The organism is Sphingobium lignivorans (assembly GCF_014203955.1).
In the GTDB taxonomy this organism is placed as follows: domain Bacteria; phylum Pseudomonadota; class Alphaproteobacteria; order Sphingomonadales; family Sphingomonadaceae; genus Sphingobium; species Sphingobium lignivorans.
This window is the reverse complement of record NZ_JACHKA010000001.1, coordinates 3,171,944-3,191,812: the sequence shown is the minus strand read 5'-3', so window position 1 is coordinate 3,191,812 and position 19,869 is coordinate 3,171,944. Positions and strand designations below refer to the sequence as shown.

The window sequence follows — 19,869 nt, the reverse complement described above, 5'->3', positions numbered from 1 at the left end:
TGCGGTGCGCCTTCGTCCCTAGGGCCTGTCGCGGCTCGCCAATATCCCCTCGACGATAGCGATGTCACTGGGGTTGTTGATCTCGACCATCGGGAAGCCCGGTTCATCCAGCGTCAGCACGGTCACCGGCATGCCCGCTACCAAGAACCGCAGTTGCTCGAGACCCTCGACCGTCTCGAGCATGGTGGCACCCTTGTCGACATAATGCTCCAGCGCGGCGCGCCGATAGGCGTAAAGGCCGAGATGCAGAAGCACCGGCATGTCATCGTCCGGCATGCGGCCCGCCGGCAGGTAGGGGAGGATGCGCTTCGAGAAATAGAGCGCCTCGCTACGATCGTTCACCACCACGGTCGTGCCGCCGACGCGGCCCTGCGCTGCATCTTCCGCGAGATGGCGGAAGGTTTCCGCCGAGCAGCGCACCGCGACGGTGCCTGCCTGCGCCTCGGGGTGGCGTTCCATATGCGCGATCAGCGCCTCGACGAAGGGCGACGGCGTCAGCAAGGCATCGCCCTGGAAATTGACCAGCAACTCGGCACCGGGGAGCTGTTCGAGGCAGGCCGCGACACGCTCTGTCCCATTGGCGCAGCTTTCCGGCGTCATGAGCACGAGACCGCCGAACGCGTGAACGGCCTCGGCAATGCGCACGTCATCCGTGGCCACCAGAACCGCCTGCGCATTGGTTACCGCGGATGCGGCGTCATGGCTCCAGCGGATCAGGGGCTTGGCGGCGACGCCATCCTGTCGCAGCACGGCCAGCGGCTTGCCGGGAAAGCGTCTCGACTGGTAACGCGCCGGAATGACGATGACGGTCTTCGCACGGGCGAGGGCCTCAGGATCGAGCGAACCGGCGGTGGTCATGGCGGCTGTGGCGCGGCCGGGGCCGGTCAGGGCACCAGGTCGTGAATATGGGCGATGGCGATCGGCCGGGCCGGGTCGTCCACCTCCGTGACGAACAGCACGGTGATCTTCGCGTTGTTCATCAGCGTCAGCACTTCTTCAACCGGCGTTCCACTTGGCACCGTGATCGGATCGGGAGTCATGATGTCGACGGCGCGAGCGGTCAGCACCTGATCGAACGCGCGGCGCAGGTCGCCGTCCGTGATGACACCGATCAGGCGGCCGTCCTCGCCAATGACACCGGCGACACCCTTGCCGCCGGATGTCATTTCGAAAACGATGTCGCGCATGGGCGCGTCCCAGCGCACAAGGGGCAGGGGCTCACCGCACGCGACGATCTCGTCGATCGGTGCGATACGCGAGCCGATCTCCCCACCAGGGTGCCATTGCGCGATGTCGGTACGCGTCAGGCCCCGGCGCTGCATAACGGCAAGGGCCAGTGCGTCGCCCAGAGCCAGCATCATGGTCGTGGACGTGGTGGGGGCGATCCGGACCGGGCAGGCCTCCGGCGCATCGGGCAGCTGCAGCATGATGTCGGACGCGCGGCCAAGCGGCGAATGCGGCTTCGAGACGATGCCGATCACCGGCACGCCGTTGCGGCGGGCATAAGCGAGAAGAGGGCGCAGCTCGGGCGAGAAGCCACTGTTGGAGAGCATAAGCAGAAGGTCGCCCGTGGTGACCATCCCAAGATCGCCGTGCGCGGCCTCGCTCGCATGAAGAAAGAAGGAGGCCGTGCCCGTCGCCGCAAACGTCGCCGCGATCTTCCGGCCAATATGACCTGACTTGCCGATGCCCGTGACAATGACCCGGCGCTCGACATTCAGGATCGCGTCGACGGCCTGCACGAAACAATGGTCCAGCGCGGTCACGAGGGCGGTGAGCCCCTGCGCTTCCTGAAGAATAGCCGCACGGCCGGCGTCCAGTATTTCTGCCTGATTGGAGAGCGATTGTTCCCTGGCGCGATGATGGCGGGTCGCCATAGACTTCTCAAACTCCCTCAATTTTCATAATCGTGGCTAGTCCCGCGAGGATGCCGGATCAAGATAATTTTGCATCGCAGCAATTCATCGCGGTTCCAGCACTCTTTATCCATGCTGCGCGGAAAAATGGTGCGCGGGCATCAAGGCGGGCCGCCCCTCACTTCGTCTTTTACTTCGCGCTATCTCGACTCAGGTCTCGAATCGTCCGGAATTCCGCGCCCGGGTGCCAGTTCGGCCACTGATCGCTGGTCGCAAGCTCGCGGCCGATCCGATAATAGATCTGCAGGTCCTGCACGGCGCCCGACCAGTTCCACGCAGGATCATATTCATCCTGCGGCTTGTGATAGCGGTTGGCCGTGTAGTCCTCGCTGGCCGCGCGTCCTGCAGCAACGCCGCCATCGATCATGTCTTCCCCGCTCGTCGCATAGATCATGGGCACGCCGCGCTTGGCGAAGTTGAAATGATCGGAGCGGTAGAAGCTGCCTTTCTCCGGAGAGGGCTCCGGCAGGATGCTCCGGCCCTGGGCTTCCACCGCGCGGGCAAGAAAAGCTTCGAGCTGCGACTTGCCGCCCCCGACGATCACTACGTCGCGGGTTGGGCCGGAAAGGTTCAGGCCGTCGATGTTCACGCCGCCTACCGTGCTCGCCAGCGGGAACACCGGATTTTCCGCATAATATTGCGAGCCGAGCAGGCCACTTTCCTCGGCCGTGACGGCGAGGAAGACGAGGGAGCGCGCACTGGCACCGGTGCGTGCATGGGCCTGCGCTAGTGCGATGAGGCCGGCGGTGCCGCTGGCATTGTCCAGTGCGCCATTGCAGATATCGTCTCCATCCACCGGCTCGCAGCGCCCCAGATGGTCCCAATGCGCGGAATAGAGGACATATTCGTCGGGACGCGTCTTGCCGGGCAGGATGCCGATGACATTGCGGGACGCCTGTTTGCGGATGCTGTTCTCGACCGCGAGGCTCGCGCGCAGGCCGAGGGGCCGCGCCCGGAAGCCGGGGCGCTTGGCTTCCTCGGCGAGCTGATCGAAATCCTTGCCGGCGCTCGCCAGGATTCGCTTCGCCGCGTCCAATGTCACCCAGCCGATCACGGCGGACTGGTCCATGTGGCCATCGGGCAGATCGAGGCCGAGTTGCGGGCCGGTCCAGGAGGAGAGGGGCACGCCCCAGGGATAAGCCGCCGGGAAGTCGTCATGGACCAGCAGCACGCCAGCCGCTCCCTGCCGGGCGGCTTCCTCGAACTTGTAGGTCCAGCGGCCATAATAGGTCATGGCACGCCCATCGAAGGGGCCATCCAGTCCCTCCATTTCATAGTCCGGATCGTTGACGAGGACGACGACGGTCTTTCCCTTGACGTCGACCCCGGCATAATCGTTCCAGCCCTTTTCGGGCGCGTTGATGCCATAGCCGACGAATACCATCTCGCTGCGCGTGATCTCGCTGCGGGGAACGACGCGATAGGTGCCCGCGACGAAATCCGTCTTGTAGGCTAGGTGCAGTGGCGCCTTGCCACCCTCGATCGCGAGCGCGCTCGTGCGGACGGGTGTCAGCTCCACCAGCGGCACCTCCTGCGTCCAGCTTCCCTTGTTGCCCGGCTTCAGCCCGGCCCGCTGCATCTGGTCGATCAGATAGGCGACGGTCTTCTCTTCCCCCGGCGTCGTCGGCGCCCGGCCCTCGAAGGCATCGGAGGACAATGTCCTGGTGATGGTCCGCAGCAGATTGAGGCTGAGGGGCGGTACCCGGGCTGGAGGCGGCAGGACAAGCGTCGCCGCTTCCTTCGCCGCCGCAGCAGGCGCCGGCACGGCGGCATCCCGTCCATGGGCGGCGGTGGCGCTTGCGAGCGCGCAAAGGGCCAGGAGTGGAAAGCGGCGCATGTTCATGTCCCCGGTCGGCAATTTTCGTTGCCAAGCCTGATGCCATTTGCTCTCAATGGGAACAAGGGTCGCCGCCCGTTCGCTTGGGGGAGGCTCGCTTTGGGGGAATGATTGTGCCGCGCTTGTTTGCGCGGAACTGGGGGCTAAATGCACAAGATTGCAGGGGCGGGCCTCGCCGGCCTGTTGCTCGCTATGGCCGCGCATGCCGAACCGGACGCGCTGGCGAAGGCATTCGGCGCGCGGGAAACCGTGATGTCCGCGAGCCTTTCGCCCGATGGCTCGAAGATCGCGATCATCGCGGCGGCCGGCGGGCGCGCCACGCGCGGCTATGTGCTCGATGCGGTCGAAGGATCGACGGCCAAGCCGATCATGGCCACCACGGGAAAACCGGAGAATCTCACCGGATGCGACTGGGTCGCGACCGACCGGCTGGCTTGCAATATCTACGGTACCACCCGCTACGGGGACGAGGTCTATAACTTCTCGAACATCCTTGCGATCGATGCAGGCGGGGGAAATGTGAAGGCGCTCAGCCAGCGACGGGGCAGCAATGCGCTGGGGTGGGATTTCCGGGGTGGGAGTATCGTCGACCTGTTGCCCGGGCAGGACGGGGTGGTCCTCATGACCCGCTCCTATGTTCCGGAAGCGAAGCTCGGCAGTCTTGTCGAGAAGCGGCAGGATGGGCTTGGCGTGGACCGGATCGACACGCGCTCAGGCGCCTCGCGGCGGATCGAGCAACCGCGGCCGCTGGCTTATAATTACATTTCCGACGGGCAGGGCAGGATCCGCGTGATGGGCCTGTGGGACGATCTCCAGACGGGCTTTAAGGCCCGATACAAGTTCATGTTCCGCATGGCCGGATCGGACAAATGGCACGAGCTTTCTACTTATGATTCGCTCGAGAATGCGGGGTTCTGGCCGGTGGGCGTCGATTCGGAGAAGAATGTCGCTTACGGCCTCGAGCGCGTGGATGGCCGCGATGCGCTGGTCAGCATCACGCTCGATGATGACATGAAGCGCGAAGTGGTGTTCGCCCATCCCGTGGCGGACGTCTCGGGTGTCGTGAAGGTCGGGCGGAACAGGCGGATCGTGGGCGCGCGCTATACGCTTGAACATGGCGAGGCGGTCTATTTCGATCCGGCCACGGCCGCTCTGGTCGACGCGCTCGGCAAGGCGCTCGGCGGCAAGGCCGTGCATATCGGGGACATGAGCGAGGATGGGCAGAAAGCGCTGGTCTGGGCGGGCAGCGATGTCGATCCGGGGCAATATTATCTGTTCGACCGGGCGACGAAGAAGCTCGCGCCCGTCATGCCCGATCGACCGGAGCTGGCCGGCCGGACGCTCGCGACGATGAAGCCGATCAGCTACAAGGCCGGGGACGGGACAGTCATCCCGGCTTATCTCACGCTTCCCCCCGGCAAGGAGACCGCTCGGGGTCTGCCCGCGATGGTCATGCCGCATGGCGGCCCGGACTCGCGCGACCAATGGGGGTTTGACTGGCTGGCCCAGTATTTCGCGGCGCGCGGGTTCGCGGTCATCCAGCCGCAGTTCCGGGGCTCCTATGGCTTCGGCGAGCAGTGGCTCATGGATACGGGTTTTCGCTCCTGGCGGACGTCCGTCGGCGACGTTGCCGACGCCGGGCGATGGCTGGTCGCCGAGGGCATCGCCGATCCCGCGCGGCTGACGATTCTCGGCTGGTCCTATGGCGGCTATGCCGCGTTGCAGGCGCAGGCGATCGACCCGACCCTGTTCAAGGCAGTGGTGGCGATCGCGCCCGTCACTGATATCGGCGATCGCCTGCGCCGGGCCCGCTCCGATGGCAGCTACTATGTCGAGCGTGCGCGCCTGGGCAGCGGGCCGGAGGCGGAGGATGCTTCGCCGGTCAACCATGTCGACAAGTTCCAGGCGCCGGTGCTCATGTTTCATGGCACGGCCGACAGGAATGTGGACGTCTCGCAGGCGAAGATCATGCAGTCGAAACTGCGGGGCGCTGGCAAGCGCAGCGAACTGGTGATCTACGAGGATCTGGAGCACAGTCTGGTGGATAGCGACGTGCGCGCCGACATGCTCCAGAAGAGCAGCGATTTCCTTCTCGCGGCGGGCCGCTGAGCGAGGAGCGTGCGGCGCGCGGCGCGCGGCGGGGGCGTTGGGCAAGCGGACCTGCTCACCTTGCCGCTCGCCGGCCGGTTGCCGACGGGCGTGAATGCGCTGGCACTGTCTCACCGTGAGGCGATGGGCCTCCGGGGAGAACGTGGTTAATTCTTGCCAACCCAGTTGATGCAGTGCATCTCCGACAGACGCGGACGGGGGTGGGCGATCGCCGGAGTCTCCGGGCGCGGGAAGGTGCGGCTGGGCCGTGCGGATCGCAGGTGGGAGGCGACAATTCTGATCAGGACCATTCCGGGCGCGGTGGCGCTCGTCTTCAGCACGCTCGCGGCCGTGGGACCGGCGCATGCAGCCAATCTGGTCGTCAACGGCGGGTTCGAAACGGGGGATTTCTCGGGCTGGACGCAGTTCGGTGACACGAGCTTCACGGGCGTCTTCCCCGCCGAGGCCGGCTATCCGCCAGCGGAGGGCGATTTCCTGGGCGTGTTCGGTCCTGCCTTCGGGGCGGGTGGCATCCGCCAGACCATCACGACGACGCCGGGCGCGACCTACGCGATTGCGTTCGATCTCGCGCATATGGACGATGGCGGCGACAACTTCTTCGCGCTCGTCTTCGATGGCGTGACCTATATCGACAATGTGGGCGCCAGTGATTTCGACTGGGCCAATTTCGGCGGGTCGGTGATCGCTTCCGGGAGCAGCGCGACGCTGGAGTTCCGCTTCTACAGCGGCCTCTCCTTCTGGACGCTCGATGGCGTCTCGGTCACGCAAGTGACGTCCTCGGCAGTGCCCGAGCCGGCAAGCTGGGCCCTCATGATCGCCGGCTTCGGTCTGGCGGGCGGCGCCATGCGGCGGCGCAAGCCGGCCATTGCCATGCAGACGGTGCGCTTCGCTTCCTGATCCGCTCCGTCCGATGAACGGCTGAGAGACGCGATCCGGAAGTCCGACGGCCGCCTTGCAGGCCAGTCTGCGTCACGCGGTTTCGGGTAGAGCGAAACGAAAAAGGGCGGCTCCGGGGAGCCGCCCTTTTTGTATGTCGTTTCGGCGAGAGCCGGATCAGCGCGAGTAGAACTCGACGACCAGATTGGGCTCCATCTTCACCGGATAGGGCACTTCGTCCAGCGTGGGAACGCGGGTGTAAACGACCTTCGCGGCACCATCGGGCGCGATATAATCGGGGATGTCGCGCTCGGACAGGCTCTGCGCTTCCATGACCAGCGCCATTTCCTGCGCCTTCTTGCCCAGCGTGACTTCGTCGCCCGGCTTCACGAGGCGCGAGGCAATGTTGCACTTCACGCCGTTCACATAGATGTGGCCGTGGCTGACGATCTGACGCGCCGAAAAGATCGTCGGTGCGAACTTGGCGCGATAGACGACGGCGTCCAGGCGACGCTCGAGCAGGCCGATCAGGTTCTGGCCGGTGTCGCCCTTCATGCGGCTCGCCTCGATGTAGTTCTTCTTGAACTGCTTCTCGGTCACATCGCCATAATAGCCCTTGAGCTTCTGCTTGGCGCGCAGCTGGATGCCGAAGTCCGACATCTTGCCCTTGCGACGCTGGCCGTGCTGGCCGGGGCCATATTCACGCTTGTTGACCGGGCTCTTGGGGCGGCCCCAGATATTCTCGCCCATGCGGCGATCGATCTTGTGCTTGGCGCTGGTGCGCTTCGTCATGTCCTTGTCCTTCGATTGCTGATGACGTTGGTCCCGGTATCCGCCTGACACTCATGTTTCAGAGGCAGGGCCGCCGCTTCACCGGGATGCGGGGCCAATCGCGAAGGCGCGCCTATGACGAGAGGAGCTGCACGAGTCAAGATTTTCTCGCGCCGGGACGTGGTCGTTTCGCATCGCTAGGGTGTGGTGGTAAGAATTGACTAATATTAGAAATGACTACTATAATGCGCGGGCAAAGGAGAGGCTGCCATGTTCACCAATGCCATCGGCGTGCAGGTGCGCCGCTTCGAGGAACGCGAGCATGAGGGCGCCCCCGCGCGCGTCGTGACCCTCGAACGAACCTATCCCGCCGGAATGAGCGACATCTGGGATGCCATGACGAGCCCGGAGCGTCTGCCGCGCTGGTTCCTGCCGGTGAGCGGCGAGCTGCGACAGGGCGGACGCTACCAGCTCGACGGCAATGCGGGCGGCACCATCACGCGCTGCGATCCCCCGCGCGCGCTGGACATCAGCTGGGAATTTTCCGGCGCCACGAGCTGGGTGACCGTCCGTCTCAGCCCGGAGGGCGAGGGCACGCTGCTGGTCCTGGAGCATATCGCGCCGGTCGGCGTCATGGAGGACCATTGGGAAAGCTTCGGGCCGGCCGCGACGGGCACCGGCTGGGACCTCGCGCTCATGGGACTGGGGCTCCATCTCAAGGATGGCAGAAGCGTCGACCAGGAGGAGGTGGAGCGCTGGTCCGCCTCCGAGCCGGGCAGGACCTTCATGCGGGAAAGCACCGCCGCCTGGGCGGAAGTCCATGTCGCGGCGGGAGAGGATCGGTGCGTTGCACAAGCCATGGCGCAACGCACCGCAGCCTTCTATATGGGCGATTGATGCATGCTTTCGATGTGCTTGGCGACCCCGTGCGGCGGCGGCTCTTGGAGCTTCTGGCCGAAAGAGAACGTGCGGCCGGCGACATGACGGCGATCGTCCAGCGCGAGTTCGGCATTACCCAGTCCGCCGTTTCGCAGCATTTGCGCGTGCTGCGGGACAGCGGCTTTGCGACGGTGCGTCCGCTGGGCGCCGTCCGGCTCTACAGTGTCAACGCAGAGCCGATGCGCGATGTCGATCAATGGCTGGAACGCTTCCGGGGCTTCTGGACGCCGCGATTAGAGGCTCTGGCGACGGAGGTCGCGCGCGGCCAGCGGGAGAGCGGGACGGGGTGACACCGCAGGCGGCACGCCGTCATAGAGCAGACGCAGCATGGGCGAGCGCAGCACGATGCGCCACGCCATCCAGGAAAGACCCAGCGTCAGCAGGATCGCCAGCACGGCCTTGACGCTGACCGGCAGCGCCAGCGGTTGCCCGATCACCACGAGCGCGGCCGTGATCGGCAGATGGAACAGATAAATGACGAAGGACGCGCGCACCAGTTCCTGAACGGCGGGATGCGGCCGGTCCGCCACATGCTTGACCCCTGCGAGCAGCATCTGCGTGATGGCCACCGCGGCCACCGTCTCGACGAGGCGGCCGGCGGCGGGATGCAGCTGCCCCTTGAACATGAAATGCGCTGCCAGTGCGAGGACCCCGAGCAAGGCGATCGCAAAGGAGGGCCGATGCAGCGCATCCCGCAGCCGGGGCGCGCGCGCCACAAGACAGCCGGCCGCGAACCAGGGAATGAACTGGAGCAGCTGGTCGAGCCGGAAAATCTGCTGGGGGACATTGGTGGCAAAGCCCGCCGCATAGAAAAGCTCGATGGCGGAAGCTTCCCATGCGCCAAGGACCAGCGCCGTCAGCAGCACCACCAGCGCGGGCCGGCGCGCCAGGCGGAAGTCCGTCGCAGGAGCGATCTGGGCCTGGGAAAGCCGGGGGGACAGCGTCGTCAGCAGCGCGGCAAGGGCGGAGCATTGCAGCAACACGATGATGAACCAGAGGTGCCGCACCCAATAGCCGCCGGACACGGAGCTGTTGTGCTCCCACGAGGCGAGTGCCGGCCCGATGGAGAAGTTGGAAAGCTCACAAAAGAGGTTGAGCAACGGATTGAGCGTGAGGAGGCAAGCCAGGAAAGGGATGCCGAGCCGCAGGAACCGCCCCTTCAGCCATTCGCCCGAGCTGCGGCGAGACAGAAGCAGGGCGGCGAAATAGCCGGCAATGAGGAAGAAGGCCGGCATCCTGAAGACATGGATGAAATCGGCGAGCCAGGTCCAGATCAATGCGCCTTCCCGAGCATTGACGATCCAGACGTCATTGGCGCGATAGGCCATGGCGACATGATAGGGAATGCCCAGCAACATGAGCAACGCGCGGATCGCGTCCCAATGATGTTCTCGTTGTGCAACCCTGCTTGTCGTCATGTTTTTTCCGTTTCACCGATGGCTTATCCGGCGCTTTGGCGGGGATGCAACCCTGGCTCCGGAGCCGGGTTCCCGCCTTTGCGGCAGGAAGTTCCCGGAACCGCCTGGGGTGAGCTGAATGGTGCAGCATCAGCCAGCATGACGAATTCGAGCGCGAAGACCGGGCGGGGCTCCCGAGGCTCCCCATTCTCCCGCCAGCCTCATTTTCTCTTGTCCTACAGCCCCTCCGTCATGGCAGCGCCTTCTGCTGACAGCGGCAGGTGCAGGCATGGCTGTTTCTCATTTGAGGGTTTCCATCGTCCGATCAGGCCGCACCGGCTTGCCGGGACAGGCTCTGGCGTCCGCCTGATTTGCCTCGCCGCAAAGTTCAAGGAAGCGGAAGATGACACGGACGGGTCCTCATCTTTGTGAACTTTCAGCATACGGCTCAGTGTTGGACCGGCATTGCGGGGCGCTCGCACTGTCCGTCGCTTCCCGACTCACTTCCTGGAGAATCGGCGCGTTTCGGATTTTGTCCGCGCAGCTTGGGAAGTCGCCTCTCAGTCGCGCGGGCGGGGATTGGCGAGGGAAGAGAGCACGCCGCGCAGGGTCCGCACCTCCAGATGGTTCCAGCCGGGCTTGGTGAGCAGGTTGCGCAAGGTGCGCTTCGTCGCGGCAACACGGCTGGGCGGGAAGAAATAGCCGGCTTCGTCCAGCATCGCCTCGAACTGGCCGATCATGCCGTCCAGCTCGTCCTGGGAAGCGGGCGGCAGCAGCTCGGTACGCGTCGGCTGCGCAAGCGGGGCGGTCTTCGACCATTCATAAGCGCACAGGATGACTGCCTGCGCGAGATTGAGCGATGCGAACTCCGGATTGATCGGCACGGTGAGGATGGCGCGGGCAAGTGCGACTTCGTCGGTCTCCAGGCCCGAGCGCTCCGGGCCGAACACGATGGCGCTGCGCCCGACGGCTCCATGGATTTCCCGCGCCGCTTCCTCCGGCGTCACGACCGGCTTCGTCACCCCGCGCTTGCGCACCGTGGTGGCATAGACATGCGCGCAATCGGCGACCGCCTCGGCAAGCGTGTCATAGACCTGCGCATTGGCGAGCACGACGTCGGCGCCGGCCGCCGAGGGGCCGGCATGGGGATTCGGCCAGCCATCGCGCGGCGCGACGAGGCGCATCTGCGTGAGCCCGAAATTGAGCATGGCGCGCGCGGCCTTGCCGATATTCTCGCCGAGCTGGGGACGGACGAGCACGATGAGAGGGGCTGCGGGATCAGCGCGCTCCATCTGTTCGTTTGCAGACATATCCGTTTCTCCCCGGGGCGCCGGAGCCCCTGTGAACATCTTGGGTGCCGATGGCGCAGGGCATCGGGCGAGCCCGCTCCCGGCTTCGGCGGCATTCATGGAACAGGCCCGCCAAGCCGGCGGTGGCCGTGGAACCTCAGGCGAAGTGCAGGCGCGCGGTGATATCTACCGGGAGGCCTGCACGATGAAACGTGCCCGACCGCTTCATTCTCCGCCGACTTCCCGGATCGCGCCAGCGAATTCCTGAAAGTCCTTCGCCTCGGTGAAGTCCCGATAGACGCTGGCGAAGCGGATATAGGCCACGCTGTCCAGCCCTTTCAGGCCTTCCATGGCGAGCTCGCCGATCCGGGACGAGCTGACTTCGCTTTCCCCGCTCGTCTCGAGCTGCCGCTGGATGCCGGAAACCAGCCGCTCGATCCGCACCGGATCGAGCGCGCGCTTGCGGCAGGCGATCTCGATGGACCGGGCAAGCTTGTCCCGATCGAACGGCTCGCTTGCGCGGCCCGACTTGACCACCAGAATGTCGCGAAGCTGGATGCGCTCGAAGGTGGTGAAGCGCGCGCCGCAAGCCTCGCACTGGCGCCGGCGACGGATCGCGGCACCATCCTCGGTGGGGCGGCTGTCCTTGACCTGGCTATCTTCGTGCGCGCAGTAAGGGCAGCGCATCCTAGCGCTTGATCCTCTGCCAGAACGCGATGCCCGCGCCCGCGACGAGGCCGAGCGGCAGTGAGACGACCGGCAGCAGCACGCCCGCCACGGCGCCGATGGCCGCGCCGGTGAGCACCGGCTTGGTCGAAGGATGGCCGAGCCCTTCCTTCGCCATGCCGGAGATTTCCGCCTTGGCCCTGTCCATCAGATCATTGGGTTCGCTCATCGTCAGACCTCCCTTCAGTAGATCGGGAAGCGCGCGGTCAGGTCCTTCACCTTCTCGCGCACATGAGCCTCGACCTGCCCGTCGCCTTCCTCGCCATTATGGCGCAGACCCTCGACCACTTCCGCGATCCAGGTGCCGATCTGGCGGAACTCCGCCTCGCGGAAGCCGCGCGTCGTGCCCGCCGGCGTGCCCAGGCGCAGGCCCGAGGTCACGAAGGGGCTCGCCGTGTCGAACGGCACGCTGTTCTTGTTGCAGGTGATGTAGGCGCGGTCCAGCGCCTTTTCGGCGGCCTTGCCGGTGGCTTCCTTCGGCCGCAGGTCGATGAGCATCAGGTGATTGTCCGTGCCGCCGGACACGACGGCAAGTCCGGCCTCGGCAAGGCTGGCCGCCAGCGCGCGAGCATTGGCGACGATCTGGTGCGCATAGGCCCGGAACTCGGGCTGGAGCGCTTCCGCGAAGGCCACGGCCTTGGCCGCAATGACATGGACCAGCGGTCCGCCCTGAAGACCCGGGAAGACGGCGCTGTTCACCTTCTTCGCGATCGCTTCGTCATTGGTGAGGATGATGCCGGAGCGGGGGCCGCGCATGGACTTGTGCGTCGTTGTGGTCACGACATGGGCATGCGGGAACGGCGAGGGATGCGCGCCACCCGCGACCAGCCCGGCGAAGTGCGACATGTCCACCAGCAGGATCGCGCCCACCTCATCGGCGATGGCGCGGAAGGCCGCGAAGTCCCAGACGCGCGGATAGGCGGTGGCGCCGGCGATGATCAGCTTGGGCCTGTGGGTCCGCGCCTTGGCGGCGATGTCGTCCATGTCGAGAAGCTGGTCCTCGCGGCGCACGCCGTAGGACACGCAATTGAACCACTTGCCGGACATGTTGACCGGCGACCCGTGCGTGAGGTGGCCACCAGCCGACAGATCGAGGCCCATGAAAGTGTCGCCCGGCTGAAGCAGGGCGAGGAACACTGCCTGGTTCATCTGGCTGCCCGAATTGGGCTGAACATTGGCGAAGTCGCAACCGAACAGCTTCTTCGCCCGCTCGATGGCCAGCGTCTCGACGACATCCGCCCACTCGCAGCCGCCATAATAGCGCTTGCCGGGATAGCCCTCGGCATATTTATTGGTGAAGATGCTGCCGGTGGCTTCCAGCACGGCCTTGCTGACGATGTTCTCGGAAGCGATCAGCTCGATCTTGTCCTGCTGGCGCTTGAGTTCGCCCTGCACGGCGGCGAACACTTCCGGATCGGCTTCCTCCAGCGACGCGGAGAAGAAGCCCGGCGAGCGGATCGCCTGCTCGTTCGAATTATCGGCAAGGACGGACGATGCGGTCATGACGGATAGGTTCCTCGATTGAAATCAGTCGACGGCGGCAGGGACGGGCGGATGGCCCAGCTTGCCGACGCGGCGGGCATGGCGGTCTCCGCCGAAAGGCGTCGCGAGAAAGGCTTCGACGCAGGCCTTCGCCATCTCGATGCCGATCAGCCGCGCGCCCAAGGCAAGGACATTGGCGTCATTATGCTCGCGCGAGAGGCGGGCGGACAGCGGCTCCGACACGAGCGCGCAGCGGCAGACGGGATGGCGATTGACAGCGATCGAGATACCGATACCCGAGCCGCACAGCGCGATGCCGCGCTCGGCCCGTCCGGCGGCGACTTCTTCGGCAAGCTTGTAGCCATAATCGGGATAGTCGACGCTCTCGCCCTCTGCGGGCCCCAGGTCCGCGACCTCGTGGCCCGCCTCGCGCAGCCAGTCGGCAAGGGCTGTCCTGAGCGCCACGGCGGCATGGTCGGAAGCGATGGCGATGCGCATGATCCTGTTTCCCCAGGCGCGACCGGAAAGAGCGGTGAGTCGCGATTGGCCCGCTATCTAGTGTCGCGCTCGGAGGAATGCCACTGCCGATTGCGACCGCAGAGCGTCGGGCGTGCCGCGGAGCCCTGGCCCGGCCCGCAGCGGGAGGTGCTTCCGCCGGGCAGCAAAATGATCTAGCGCAGCGTCATGAGCGGGACGATCCTATCCATCCTGATGCTGGCCGGCCTGGCACTTGGTCTCGGCGGCATCTACCTGATCGCGGCAAAAGGCGAGACGAAGCGCGGCTGGCTGATGATCGTGGCGGCCATGGCGATGTTCGGCAATGTCGCCGTATGGACGATGCCGATGGGCTGAGCATCCTCTTGGGATGCCTTTCATTCGCCTGCTGTCTTTCCCGCGCAGGCCCGCAGATGGACTTCCAACGCCGCGCCATTGGCGTCCCAACTGAAGCGCTCGGCAGTGGCGCGCACGGCTGCGGGATCGGGCGGAGTGGCGAGAAGCGAAGCGATGGCCTTTTGGATGGCCTCGGGCTCTCGCGGAACGATGCGGCCCGCTTCCGGCCGGTCGAGCAGTTCGCGCGCGCCGCCTGCCTCGCTGATGACGAGCGGTACGCCGCAGGCAAGTGCTTCCACCCATGCATTGGCCAGCCCTTCCGAGGCGGAGGGCAGGGCCATGATGTCGCTCGCGGCGAGCCAGCCCGGCAGATCGCCATGTGGGACGCTGCCGAGGAAGCGCACGCGCGCCGCCATCCCGAGCCGTCCGGCGAGCGCGCTCAAACCGGTCCGGTCCGGGCCGTCGCCGATGAGCAGCAGCGTGACATCGGCAAGGCGGGCCAGTGCCTCGATCACCAGCGCCTGTCCCTTGCGCGGGATGAGTGCGCCCAGCACGGTGACGACGGGGCCGCAAAGGCCGTGCGCGGCCTTTGCGGACGCGCGATCTGCCAGCCTGAAGCGCGCCTGATCGACGCCGGTATAATGGACGCGGATCCTGGCGGGCTCCATGCCCAGCGCCACCATGTCCGCCTTCATCGCTTCACTGACAGCGAGGAGGCCGGCTGCGTCCCGCCCGGCTTCCCGCACCATCGCCGCTGTCGCCGGATCGCGGCCCCAATGATGAATGTCCGCCCCGCGCGCCTTCACGGAATAGGGAATGCCGAGCTGCCTGGAGAGGCGGCGAGCGACCGGCCCGTCGGGGAAGAAGAAGCTTGCGTCGATCACATCGAATGGCCGCGTCGCATGGAGGCGCCGGACGAGGGGCAGAATGGCGCGGGTCATCAGGGGCGGATGCCAGCGCCCGCCAATAGCCGGGATGATGGGAAATCGCGGTCTGTGGACGGTCAGGCCCTGCCATTGCTCCTCGGCCGGGAGGGCGCGGCGCGCGCGATATACCGCGTGGAGGGAGAGAGGCCATGGCGGCAGGCCGAGCGGCGCGAGGACCGTGACGTCCACATCCGGCCGGCTGGCCAGCGCACAAGTCTGCCGCTCCACGAACACGCCGAAATTGGGACGTGTCGCGTCGGGGAACAGAGTGGAAAGCGTGAGCACGCGCAGCGTCATGGCGCCCTTGCCTAGCAGCAGCCCATGAAGAAGGCACTAGGGCTCTGCCTGCGCATCGGCGGCGACCGGGTCCGTTAGCCTGCACCCGGCGCCGCCCTTGCGCGGTCAAAGCCGGGCTAGCGCAATCATGCAGAAGCCCCAGACAAAGGCCCCGCTCACCCCGAGGAACAGCGCCGCCCGCGCGAGATCGCGGGGCGAGACCCGATCGATATGATCGCGGAAAAAGCGGGCGTAGCCGGCACGGATGTCGGTGCGGGCGGAGAGCAGCGCTACCTCGAGCGCGGAGGCTTCCTTGCGGTACCAATGAAGCAGCTCGTCAAGCTCCGGGGACGCGAGGTCGGGATAAGCGCCGACAAGCGTTTCGATCCGGGTGCGCCGCTCGGCGCTCCCGGAGGAGGGCAATTCAGTGTCATGCATGATCGATTCTTCCGAGTTCAGAAAGCTGGGCCGCGCCCGGAACAGGCGCGGGGCGGGAACTCAGAGGAGAGGTGGCGCTCTCGGCGCATGGAGGACGACATGGATTGCGGGGCGCGGTGGGCCGGTGGAGGCGGGCCGGGGCGCTGGCGCGCCGACGGACGGCGGGCTGGTGGCAGCCGTGACTTGCACGAAGGACGGCAGCAATGGCTGAGGGTGCGGCAGCGCCGGCGCGGTCGTCTCGGCGATGCGCCGGGTGACGGTGACCAGCGCGACATCGAGGGTGGCGGAACTGAAGGCGGAGCCCTGGCGGGGCTGGAAAGTCGCCGCGCCGCTCGGCATCGCCTGCAGCCCGATCATGGCGAGCAGCAGGGCCAACACGAGCCGATAAGGCGTCAGGGCGCGGCGCGGGGACATCAAGGTTGCGATAGAGGCGGGTGACGCTTCTCGCAATGCCCGGGCGCGTGGCCTTACTACAGGCTTCGGATGAGGCGCACCGGCAGGCCGATCCAGGCGGGATCGTTCACCACCTGTTGCCGGGTGCCCGCGCCAAGCGGGAGCAGATGAAGCATCATGCCATCACGGCCAATGAGGCGGCCGAAAAGAAAACGCCCCGCCGGGCGCGGCACGAGGACGTCGCGGTTGAGCGCTTCGGTGAAGCGCTCGGGCGGCAGTGGCTCGCACCACAACTCATCCCCCGCGCGATAATCGCCAAGGGCGGCGGTCATCCGGATGCCGAGCGCCCCCTTCGGCACGGTGGGCGGCACGAGCGTGAGCGGACGGGCCGGCGCGCCGGCGCCATCGGGGCCCACCAGCGCTGCCACCGGTACTTTCTCGCTCGCGGGCAGGTCCACCAGATCGCTGGCCTGCACGTCCAGCGCTGCGGCGATGCGGTTAAGCCATTTCACCGATACGGTTCGCGTTCCGGTCTCGAGCCGACCAATCGTCTGCGCCGTGGTCGGCGGTTCGCAGCGCGCACCCACTTCTTCCAAAGTCAGGCCGCGCGCCTTGCGGACCTCGCGAATGCGGGTAATCATCGTACCGGTCTCCAGATAACCTGAACGGTTAGCCTGTCCTACATTTCCATCGCCATGGCAATGGGGCAGCCCGAATCGGGGAAGGAGACCATCCATGGCGGTACAAGCAAAGCAGGGAAACGGACATGCCAAGAAGGTTCCGCAAGCGGGCAGCGCGGCCCAGAAGCTGGTGGAAAGACGCGTGGAAGGCCCCGACGGCAAGCCGCATGTCGTGACGATCAATCTTGGGGAATCGCCGACAAGCTGGCTGTATGCGCGCCGGATGCTTTCGAGCCGCCAGTTCGCAGCAGCGGAGGCCATTCGCGCCGACTGGGAGCGTGCGGCCATGAATGCCCGGGTGACGATGAACTGGGATATGGCGGCGGCGCCATCCCGTGGCCGGCGCCCTGCGCCCGGCGGCGCGGACCGGACGATGACCCAGATTGCCGCGCGCGAGCGGCTGAACGCCGCTCTGGCCGCCGCGGGGCCGGGCCTTTCGGACATCCTCTGGCGCGTGGCCTGCGCTTGCGAGAGTCTGGCGGCGGCTGAGCAGACGCTGGGCTGGCCGGCCCGCGCCGGCAAGCTCGTGCTCGGCTTCGCGCTCGATCGGGTCGCGGATTATTATCGCATCCGCTAGACGCAGGCCATATCCGCTGGCGGAGGTGGCTGTCACGAAGCTGACGTCGTGCGATGACAGGAACCGCGAGATGGCCATCGAGCCGGAGAATGAGAGCGAACGGATGTGCTGAACCGCAGGCAAGCCATGGTTCTGGGGGGAATGGCTGCGCTGGCCGCGCCGGCCGGGGGCAGGGTGGTAGGAGCGCCGGGGCGGACGCGGCCACTCGTCCTGGCCCATCGTGGCTGCTCGGCCCTGCGGCCGGAGCACAGCGCGGGCGCCTATGCCAAGGCGATTGCCGACGGGGCCGACTATATCGAGCCCGACATCGTCATCACCGCCGACGGCGTGCTCGTGGCACGGCATGAGAATGACATTGCGTCGACCACCGATGTCGCCAGCCGACCCGAATTCGCCCGCCGCCGCACAACCCGGACGATCGACGGGCACAGCGTGACCGGGTGGTTCACCGAGGATTTCACGCTCGCCGAGCTCAAGACCCTGCGCATCATCGAGCGCTTGGGCGACCTACGCCCGGAAAGCCGGGGATATGACGGCCAGTTCCCCATCCTCACGCTGGGCGAAGTGATCGAACTGGCGGCCACTGAGGGCGCCGCGCATGGCCGCGTCGTGGGGCTGGTGCCTGAGATCAAGCATTCCACTTATTTCGGAGGGATCGGCTTGCCGATCGAGGATCGGCTGCTCGCCACGCTGGCCGCGCATGAGCACAGCCGGCGGCATCCCGTCGAGATCCAGTCCTTCGAGATCGGTAATCTACGTTCTCTGCGCGAGCGGATCGGGCGCAACTCCAACATCAGGCTGATGCAACTCCTCGGCGAACACGACGAGACGCCTGCCGATATCGCGGCGGCCGGCGGCTCGCTGACTTATGGCGAGATGGCGACACCTGCGGGCTTGCGTGCGATTGCGGCCTATGCCGACACTGTCTCCCCCTCCAGCCGGATGCTGATCCCGCTCGATGCCGAGGGGCGGTGGGGCGAACCCACCAGCCTGGTGCGCGACGCGCATGAGGCCGGGCTGCTGGTGGGTGCCTATACCTTCCGGCCGGAAAACCGCTTCCTGCCGCTGGAACTGCGCGACGGAGCCGGGAACAACGCCCGCAATGAAGCGGGATCGATCGCCGAGATCCGCCGCTATCTCGCGCTCGGCATCGATCGGTTCTTCACTGATGACCCGGCGCTCGGGCGCATCGCGGTGGACGGGCGCTAAGCGCGCCGGCTGGTGGCCAGATGCCTCATGCCGGGGCTATTCCGGCGGCACCCATCCGGGCGCCTTCCCGTGTCACCCCCTTGCGGGCGCGGCCAGCCGGGTCTAGGGGCTGCGGCATCCGCTCAAGCAAGCCGAAAGAGGACTCGCCCCCATGAAAGCCCGCGTGTTCGTCACCTTGAAGTCCGGCGTGCTCGATCCGCAGGGCAAGGCGATCCAGCATGCGCTGGAAGGGCTGGGCTTTGGCGGCGTCAATGACGTGCGCGCCGGCAAGCTGATCGAACTGGATCTCGCCGAGGGGACCAGTGAAGCAGACATCGACGCGATGTGCCGCAAGCTGCTGGCCAATACCGTGATCGAGAACTACCGGATCGAGGCAGTCGGCTGAGCCGCGCGGGAAGGGAGCTATTGCGATGAAAAGCGCCGTCATCGTCTTCCCGGGATCGAACTGCGATCGCGACCTTGCCGTGGCTTTCGAGGCCGTCAGCGGCACGAAGCCCGTGATGGTCTGGCACCGCGAGACGGAACTCCCCGAGGGCATCGATCTTATCGGCGTGCCGGGCGGCTTCTCCTATGGCGACTATCTGCGCTCCGGCGCGATGGCGGCGCGCTCGCCCGTGATGCGGGCGGTGGCCGAGGCCGCCGCGAAAGGCACTTATGTGCTCGGCGTCTGCAATGGCTTCCAGGTGCTGACTGAAAGCGGGCTTCTGCCCGGCGCGCTGATGCGCAACGCGGGCATCCATTTCGTCTGCCGCGACGTGGCGCTGACCGTGGAGAACAGCCAGAGCATTTTCACCAGCCGCTACGAGGCGGGCGAACATATCACTGTGCCGGTCGCTCATCATGACGGCAATTATTTCGCCGATGCCGCCACGCTCGACCGGCTGGAAGGGGAGGGCCGGGTGGCCTTTCGCTACGGCGAGAGCGTCAACGGCTCGGCACGGGATATCGCCGGCATCCTCAACGATGCGGGCAACGTGCTGGGCATGATGCCGCATCCCGAGCGCGTGATCGAGGCGGCCCATGGCGGCACGGACGGTCGCCGCCTTTTCGAAGGGCTTGTCGAGGGTCTGTTGGAACGCGCCTGACCTCCCGCCAGCCAACGTTACGTTCTGGAAACAATCCGGAAAGACGGCGGCCTTACCTGAGGGGTGTGCCTTTAATTTGAGCATATCAGAGAGATGTTGCTCAAAATTTAGG

22 protein-coding genes and 1 pseudogene are annotated in these 19,869 nt (G+C 66.1%); 9 read left to right on the top strand and 14 right to left on the bottom strand.

What is annotated here, in order from left to right:
* Positions 1-18: 18 nt before the first annotated feature.
* From HNP60_RS14715 to HNP60_RS14705, 3 genes are all read right to left on the bottom strand, one after another.
* Positions 19-858 (bottom strand): 3-deoxy-manno-octulosonate cytidylyltransferase family protein, encoded by an 840-nt coding sequence (locus HNP60_RS14715; RefSeq protein WP_184155170.1) that lies wholly within the window; start codon positions 856-858, stop codon positions 19-21.
* Between the two features lie 26 nt (positions 859-884).
* A complete protein-coding gene (locus HNP60_RS14710) occupies positions 885-1,877 on the bottom strand; it encodes a KpsF/GutQ family sugar-phosphate isomerase (RefSeq protein WP_184155167.1) in 993 nt (330 codons plus the stop codon).
* Between the two features lie 169 nt (positions 1,878-2,046).
* Positions 2,047-3,759 carry a M28 family metallopeptidase gene (locus HNP60_RS14705; RefSeq protein WP_184155164.1) on the bottom strand — a complete coding sequence of 571 codons (1,713 nt, stop codon included), beginning with the start codon at positions 3,757-3,759 and terminating at the stop codon, positions 2,047-2,049.
* 141 nt (positions 3,760-3,900) lie between these two features.
* Between HNP60_RS14705 and HNP60_RS14700 the strand changes: the two genes are divergently transcribed.
* On the top strand, positions 3,901-5,862 hold the full coding sequence (locus HNP60_RS14700) for an alpha/beta hydrolase family protein (protein WP_184155161.1): 1,962 nt from the start codon (positions 3,901-3,903) through the stop codon (positions 5,860-5,862).
* 300 nt (positions 5,863-6,162) lie between these two features.
* Positions 6,163-6,759 carry a PEPxxWA-CTERM sorting domain-containing protein gene (locus HNP60_RS20045; protein WP_338056726.1) on the top strand — a complete coding sequence of 199 codons (597 nt, stop codon included), beginning with the start codon at positions 6,163-6,165 and terminating at the stop codon, positions 6,757-6,759.
* Positions 6,760-6,915: 156 nt separating this feature from the next.
* Here the strand turns inward: HNP60_RS20045 and rpsD are convergent, their stop codons facing one another.
* Positions 6,916-7,530 (bottom strand): 30S ribosomal protein S4, encoded by a 615-nt coding sequence (gene rpsD, locus HNP60_RS14690; protein WP_014077295.1) that lies wholly within the window; start codon positions 7,528-7,530, stop codon positions 6,916-6,918.
* A 249-nt stretch (positions 7,531-7,779) separates the two neighbouring features.
* On the opposite strand from rpsD, the gene HNP60_RS14685 reads away from it, so the two are divergent.
* Positions 7,780-8,406 carry an SRPBCC family protein gene (locus HNP60_RS14685; protein ID WP_184155158.1) on the top strand — a complete coding sequence of 209 codons (627 nt, stop codon included), beginning with the start codon at positions 7,780-7,782 and terminating at the stop codon, positions 8,404-8,406.
* Entirely contained in the window at positions 8,406-8,738 is a 333-nt protein-coding gene (locus HNP60_RS14680) for an ArsR/SmtB family transcription factor (RefSeq protein WP_014077293.1), read from the top strand. Before HNP60_RS14685 ends, HNP60_RS14680 begins: the two co-directional genes overlap by 1 nt.
* Here HNP60_RS14680 and HNP60_RS14675 read toward each other — a convergent pair.
* The 6 genes and pseudogenes from HNP60_RS14675 to rpiB all read right to left on the bottom strand — a co-directional run bounded on the left by HNP60_RS14675 (position 8,682) and on the right by rpiB (position 13,840).
* The gene (locus tag HNP60_RS14675) at positions 8,682-9,866 is read right to left on the bottom strand and encodes an acyltransferase family protein (RefSeq protein ID WP_184155155.1); all 1,185 of its coding nucleotides are present in this window, start codon (positions 9,864-9,866) and stop codon (positions 8,682-8,684) included. The genes HNP60_RS14680 and HNP60_RS14675 overlap by 57 nt on opposite strands.
* 539 nt (positions 9,867-10,405) lie before the next feature.
* Positions 10,406-11,116: pseudogene (locus HNP60_RS14670) on the bottom strand (RNA methyltransferase); the annotation flags it as partial.
* Between the two features lie 243 nt (positions 11,117-11,359).
* Positions 11,360-11,821 carry a transcriptional regulator NrdR gene (gene nrdR / locus HNP60_RS14665; protein ID WP_014077290.1) on the bottom strand — a complete coding sequence of 154 codons (462 nt, stop codon included), beginning with the start codon at positions 11,819-11,821 and terminating at the stop codon, positions 11,360-11,362.
* 1 nt (position 11,822) lies between these two features.
* A complete protein-coding gene (locus HNP60_RS14660) occupies positions 11,823-12,029 on the bottom strand; it encodes a hypothetical protein (protein WP_014077289.1) in 207 nt (68 codons plus the stop codon).
* Between the two features lie 14 nt (positions 12,030-12,043).
* Positions 12,044-13,363, bottom strand: coding sequence for a serine hydroxymethyltransferase (glyA, locus tag HNP60_RS14655; RefSeq protein ID WP_260394921.1), 1,320 nt, complete (start codon positions 13,361-13,363; stop codon positions 12,044-12,046).
* A gap of 24 nt (positions 13,364-13,387) precedes the next feature.
* On the bottom strand, positions 13,388-13,840 hold the full coding sequence (rpiB, locus tag HNP60_RS14650) for a ribose 5-phosphate isomerase B (RefSeq protein ID WP_184155152.1): 453 nt from the start codon (positions 13,838-13,840) through the stop codon (positions 13,388-13,390).
* Positions 13,841-14,026: 186 nt separating this feature from the next.
* On the opposite strand from rpiB, the gene HNP60_RS14645 reads away from it, so the two are divergent.
* Entirely contained in the window at positions 14,027-14,194 is a 168-nt protein-coding gene (locus tag HNP60_RS14645; RefSeq protein WP_184155149.1) for a hypothetical protein, read from the top strand.
* A gap of 20 nt (positions 14,195-14,214) precedes the next feature.
* Here HNP60_RS14645 and HNP60_RS14640 read toward each other — a convergent pair whose 3' ends face one another.
* From HNP60_RS14640 to HNP60_RS14625, 4 genes are all read right to left on the bottom strand, one after another.
* Positions 14,215-15,396 carry a glycosyltransferase gene (locus HNP60_RS14640; protein ID WP_184155146.1) on the bottom strand — a complete coding sequence of 394 codons (1,182 nt, stop codon included), beginning with the start codon at positions 15,394-15,396 and terminating at the stop codon, positions 14,215-14,217.
* 105 nt (positions 15,397-15,501) lie between these two features.
* A complete protein-coding gene (locus tag HNP60_RS14635) occupies positions 15,502-15,813 on the bottom strand; it encodes a hypothetical protein (RefSeq protein WP_184155144.1) in 312 nt (103 codons plus the stop codon).
* A 60-nt stretch (positions 15,814-15,873) separates the two neighbouring features.
* Positions 15,874-16,227 (bottom strand): hypothetical protein, encoded by a 354-nt coding sequence (locus HNP60_RS14630; protein WP_184053271.1) that lies wholly within the window; start codon positions 16,225-16,227, stop codon positions 15,874-15,876.
* Positions 16,228-16,283: 56 nt separating this feature from the next.
* The gene (locus tag HNP60_RS14625) at positions 16,284-16,847 is read right to left on the bottom strand and encodes a helix-turn-helix domain-containing protein (RefSeq protein WP_014077282.1); all 564 of its coding nucleotides are present in this window, start codon (positions 16,845-16,847) and stop codon (positions 16,284-16,286) included.
* A gap of 94 nt (positions 16,848-16,941) precedes the next feature.
* Here HNP60_RS14625 and HNP60_RS14620 point away from each other — a divergent pair, with 94 nt between their 5' ends.
* From HNP60_RS14620 to purQ, 4 genes are all read left to right on the top strand, one after another.
* Positions 16,942-17,463 (top strand): DUF6456 domain-containing protein, encoded by a 522-nt coding sequence (locus tag HNP60_RS14620; protein ID WP_260394920.1) that lies wholly within the window; start codon positions 16,942-16,944, stop codon positions 17,461-17,463.
* A gap of 141 nt (positions 17,464-17,604) precedes the next feature.
* Complete coding sequence (locus tag HNP60_RS14615) at positions 17,605-18,672, top strand: glycerophosphodiester phosphodiesterase (RefSeq protein WP_260394919.1); 1,068 nt, start codon at positions 17,605-17,607, stop codon at positions 18,670-18,672.
* 151 nt (positions 18,673-18,823) lie between these two features.
* Positions 18,824-19,057, top strand: coding sequence for a phosphoribosylformylglycinamidine synthase subunit PurS (gene purS / locus HNP60_RS14610; protein WP_014077279.1), 234 nt, complete (start codon positions 18,824-18,826; stop codon positions 19,055-19,057).
* Positions 19,058-19,082: 25 nt separating this feature from the next.
* Positions 19,083-19,757, top strand: a complete 675-nt coding sequence (gene purQ / locus HNP60_RS14605) for a phosphoribosylformylglycinamidine synthase subunit PurQ (RefSeq protein ID WP_184053283.1) — start codon at positions 19,083-19,085, stop codon at positions 19,755-19,757.
* The last annotated feature ends 112 nt before the right edge of the window (positions 19,758-19,869 follow it).

Coding starts and splice junctions, on each gene's coding strand:
- HNP60_RS14715 (WP_184155170.1), bottom strand. CDS start 858: ATGACCACCGCCGGTTCGCTCGATCCTGAGGCCCTCGCCCGTGCGAAG.
- HNP60_RS14710 (WP_184155167.1), bottom strand. CDS start 1,877: ATGGCGACCCGCCATCATCGCGCCAGGGAACAATCGCTCTCCAATCAG.
- HNP60_RS14705 (WP_184155164.1), bottom strand. CDS start 3,759: ATGAACATGCGCCGCTTTCCACTCCTGGCCCTTTGCGCGCTCGCAAGC.
- HNP60_RS14700 (WP_184155161.1), top strand. CDS start 3,901: ATGCACAAGATTGCAGGGGCGGGCCTCGCCGGCCTGTTGCTCGCTATG.
- rpsD (WP_014077295.1), bottom strand. CDS start 7,530: ATGACGAAGCGCACCAGCGCCAAGCACAAGATCGATCGCCGCATGGGC.
- HNP60_RS14685 (WP_184155158.1), top strand. CDS start 7,780: ATGTTCACCAATGCCATCGGCGTGCAGGTGCGCCGCTTCGAGGAACGC.
- HNP60_RS14680 (WP_014077293.1), top strand. CDS start 8,406: ATGCATGCTTTCGATGTGCTTGGCGACCCCGTGCGGCGGCGGCTCTTG.
- HNP60_RS14675 (WP_184155155.1), bottom strand. CDS start 9,866: ATGACGACAAGCAGGGTTGCACAACGAGAACATCATTGGGACGCGATC.
- nrdR (WP_014077290.1), bottom strand. CDS start 11,821: ATGCGCTGCCCTTACTGCGCGCACGAAGATAGCCAGGTCAAGGACAGC.
- HNP60_RS14660 (WP_014077289.1), bottom strand. CDS start 12,029: ATGAGCGAACCCAATGATCTGATGGACAGGGCCAAGGCGGAAATCTCC.
- glyA (WP_260394921.1), bottom strand. CDS start 13,363: ATGACCGCATCGTCCGTCCTTGCCGATAATTCGAACGAGCAGGCGATC.
- rpiB (WP_184155152.1), bottom strand. CDS start 13,840: ATGCGCATCGCCATCGCTTCCGACCATGCCGCCGTGGCGCTCAGGACA.
- HNP60_RS14645 (WP_184155149.1), top strand. CDS start 14,027: ATGAGCGGGACGATCCTATCCATCCTGATGCTGGCCGGCCTGGCACTT.
- HNP60_RS14640 (WP_184155146.1), bottom strand. CDS start 15,396: ATGACGCTGCGCGTGCTCACGCTTTCCACTCTGTTCCCCGACGCGACA.
- HNP60_RS14635 (WP_184155144.1), bottom strand. CDS start 15,813: ATGCATGACACTGAATTGCCCTCCTCCGGGAGCGCCGAGCGGCGCACC.
- HNP60_RS14630 (WP_184053271.1), bottom strand. CDS start 16,227: ATGTCCCCGCGCCGCGCCCTGACGCCTTATCGGCTCGTGTTGGCCCTG.
- HNP60_RS14625 (WP_014077282.1), bottom strand. CDS start 16,847: ATGATTACCCGCATTCGCGAGGTCCGCAAGGCGCGCGGCCTGACTTTG.
- HNP60_RS14620 (WP_260394920.1), top strand. CDS start 16,942: ATGGCGGTACAAGCAAAGCAGGGAAACGGACATGCCAAGAAGGTTCCG.
- HNP60_RS14615 (WP_260394919.1), top strand. CDS start 17,605: ATGGCTGCGCTGGCCGCGCCGGCCGGGGGCAGGGTGGTAGGAGCGCCG.
- purS (WP_014077279.1), top strand. CDS start 18,824: ATGAAAGCCCGCGTGTTCGTCACCTTGAAGTCCGGCGTGCTCGATCCG.
- purQ (WP_184053283.1), top strand. CDS start 19,083: ATGAAAAGCGCCGTCATCGTCTTCCCGGGATCGAACTGCGATCGCGAC.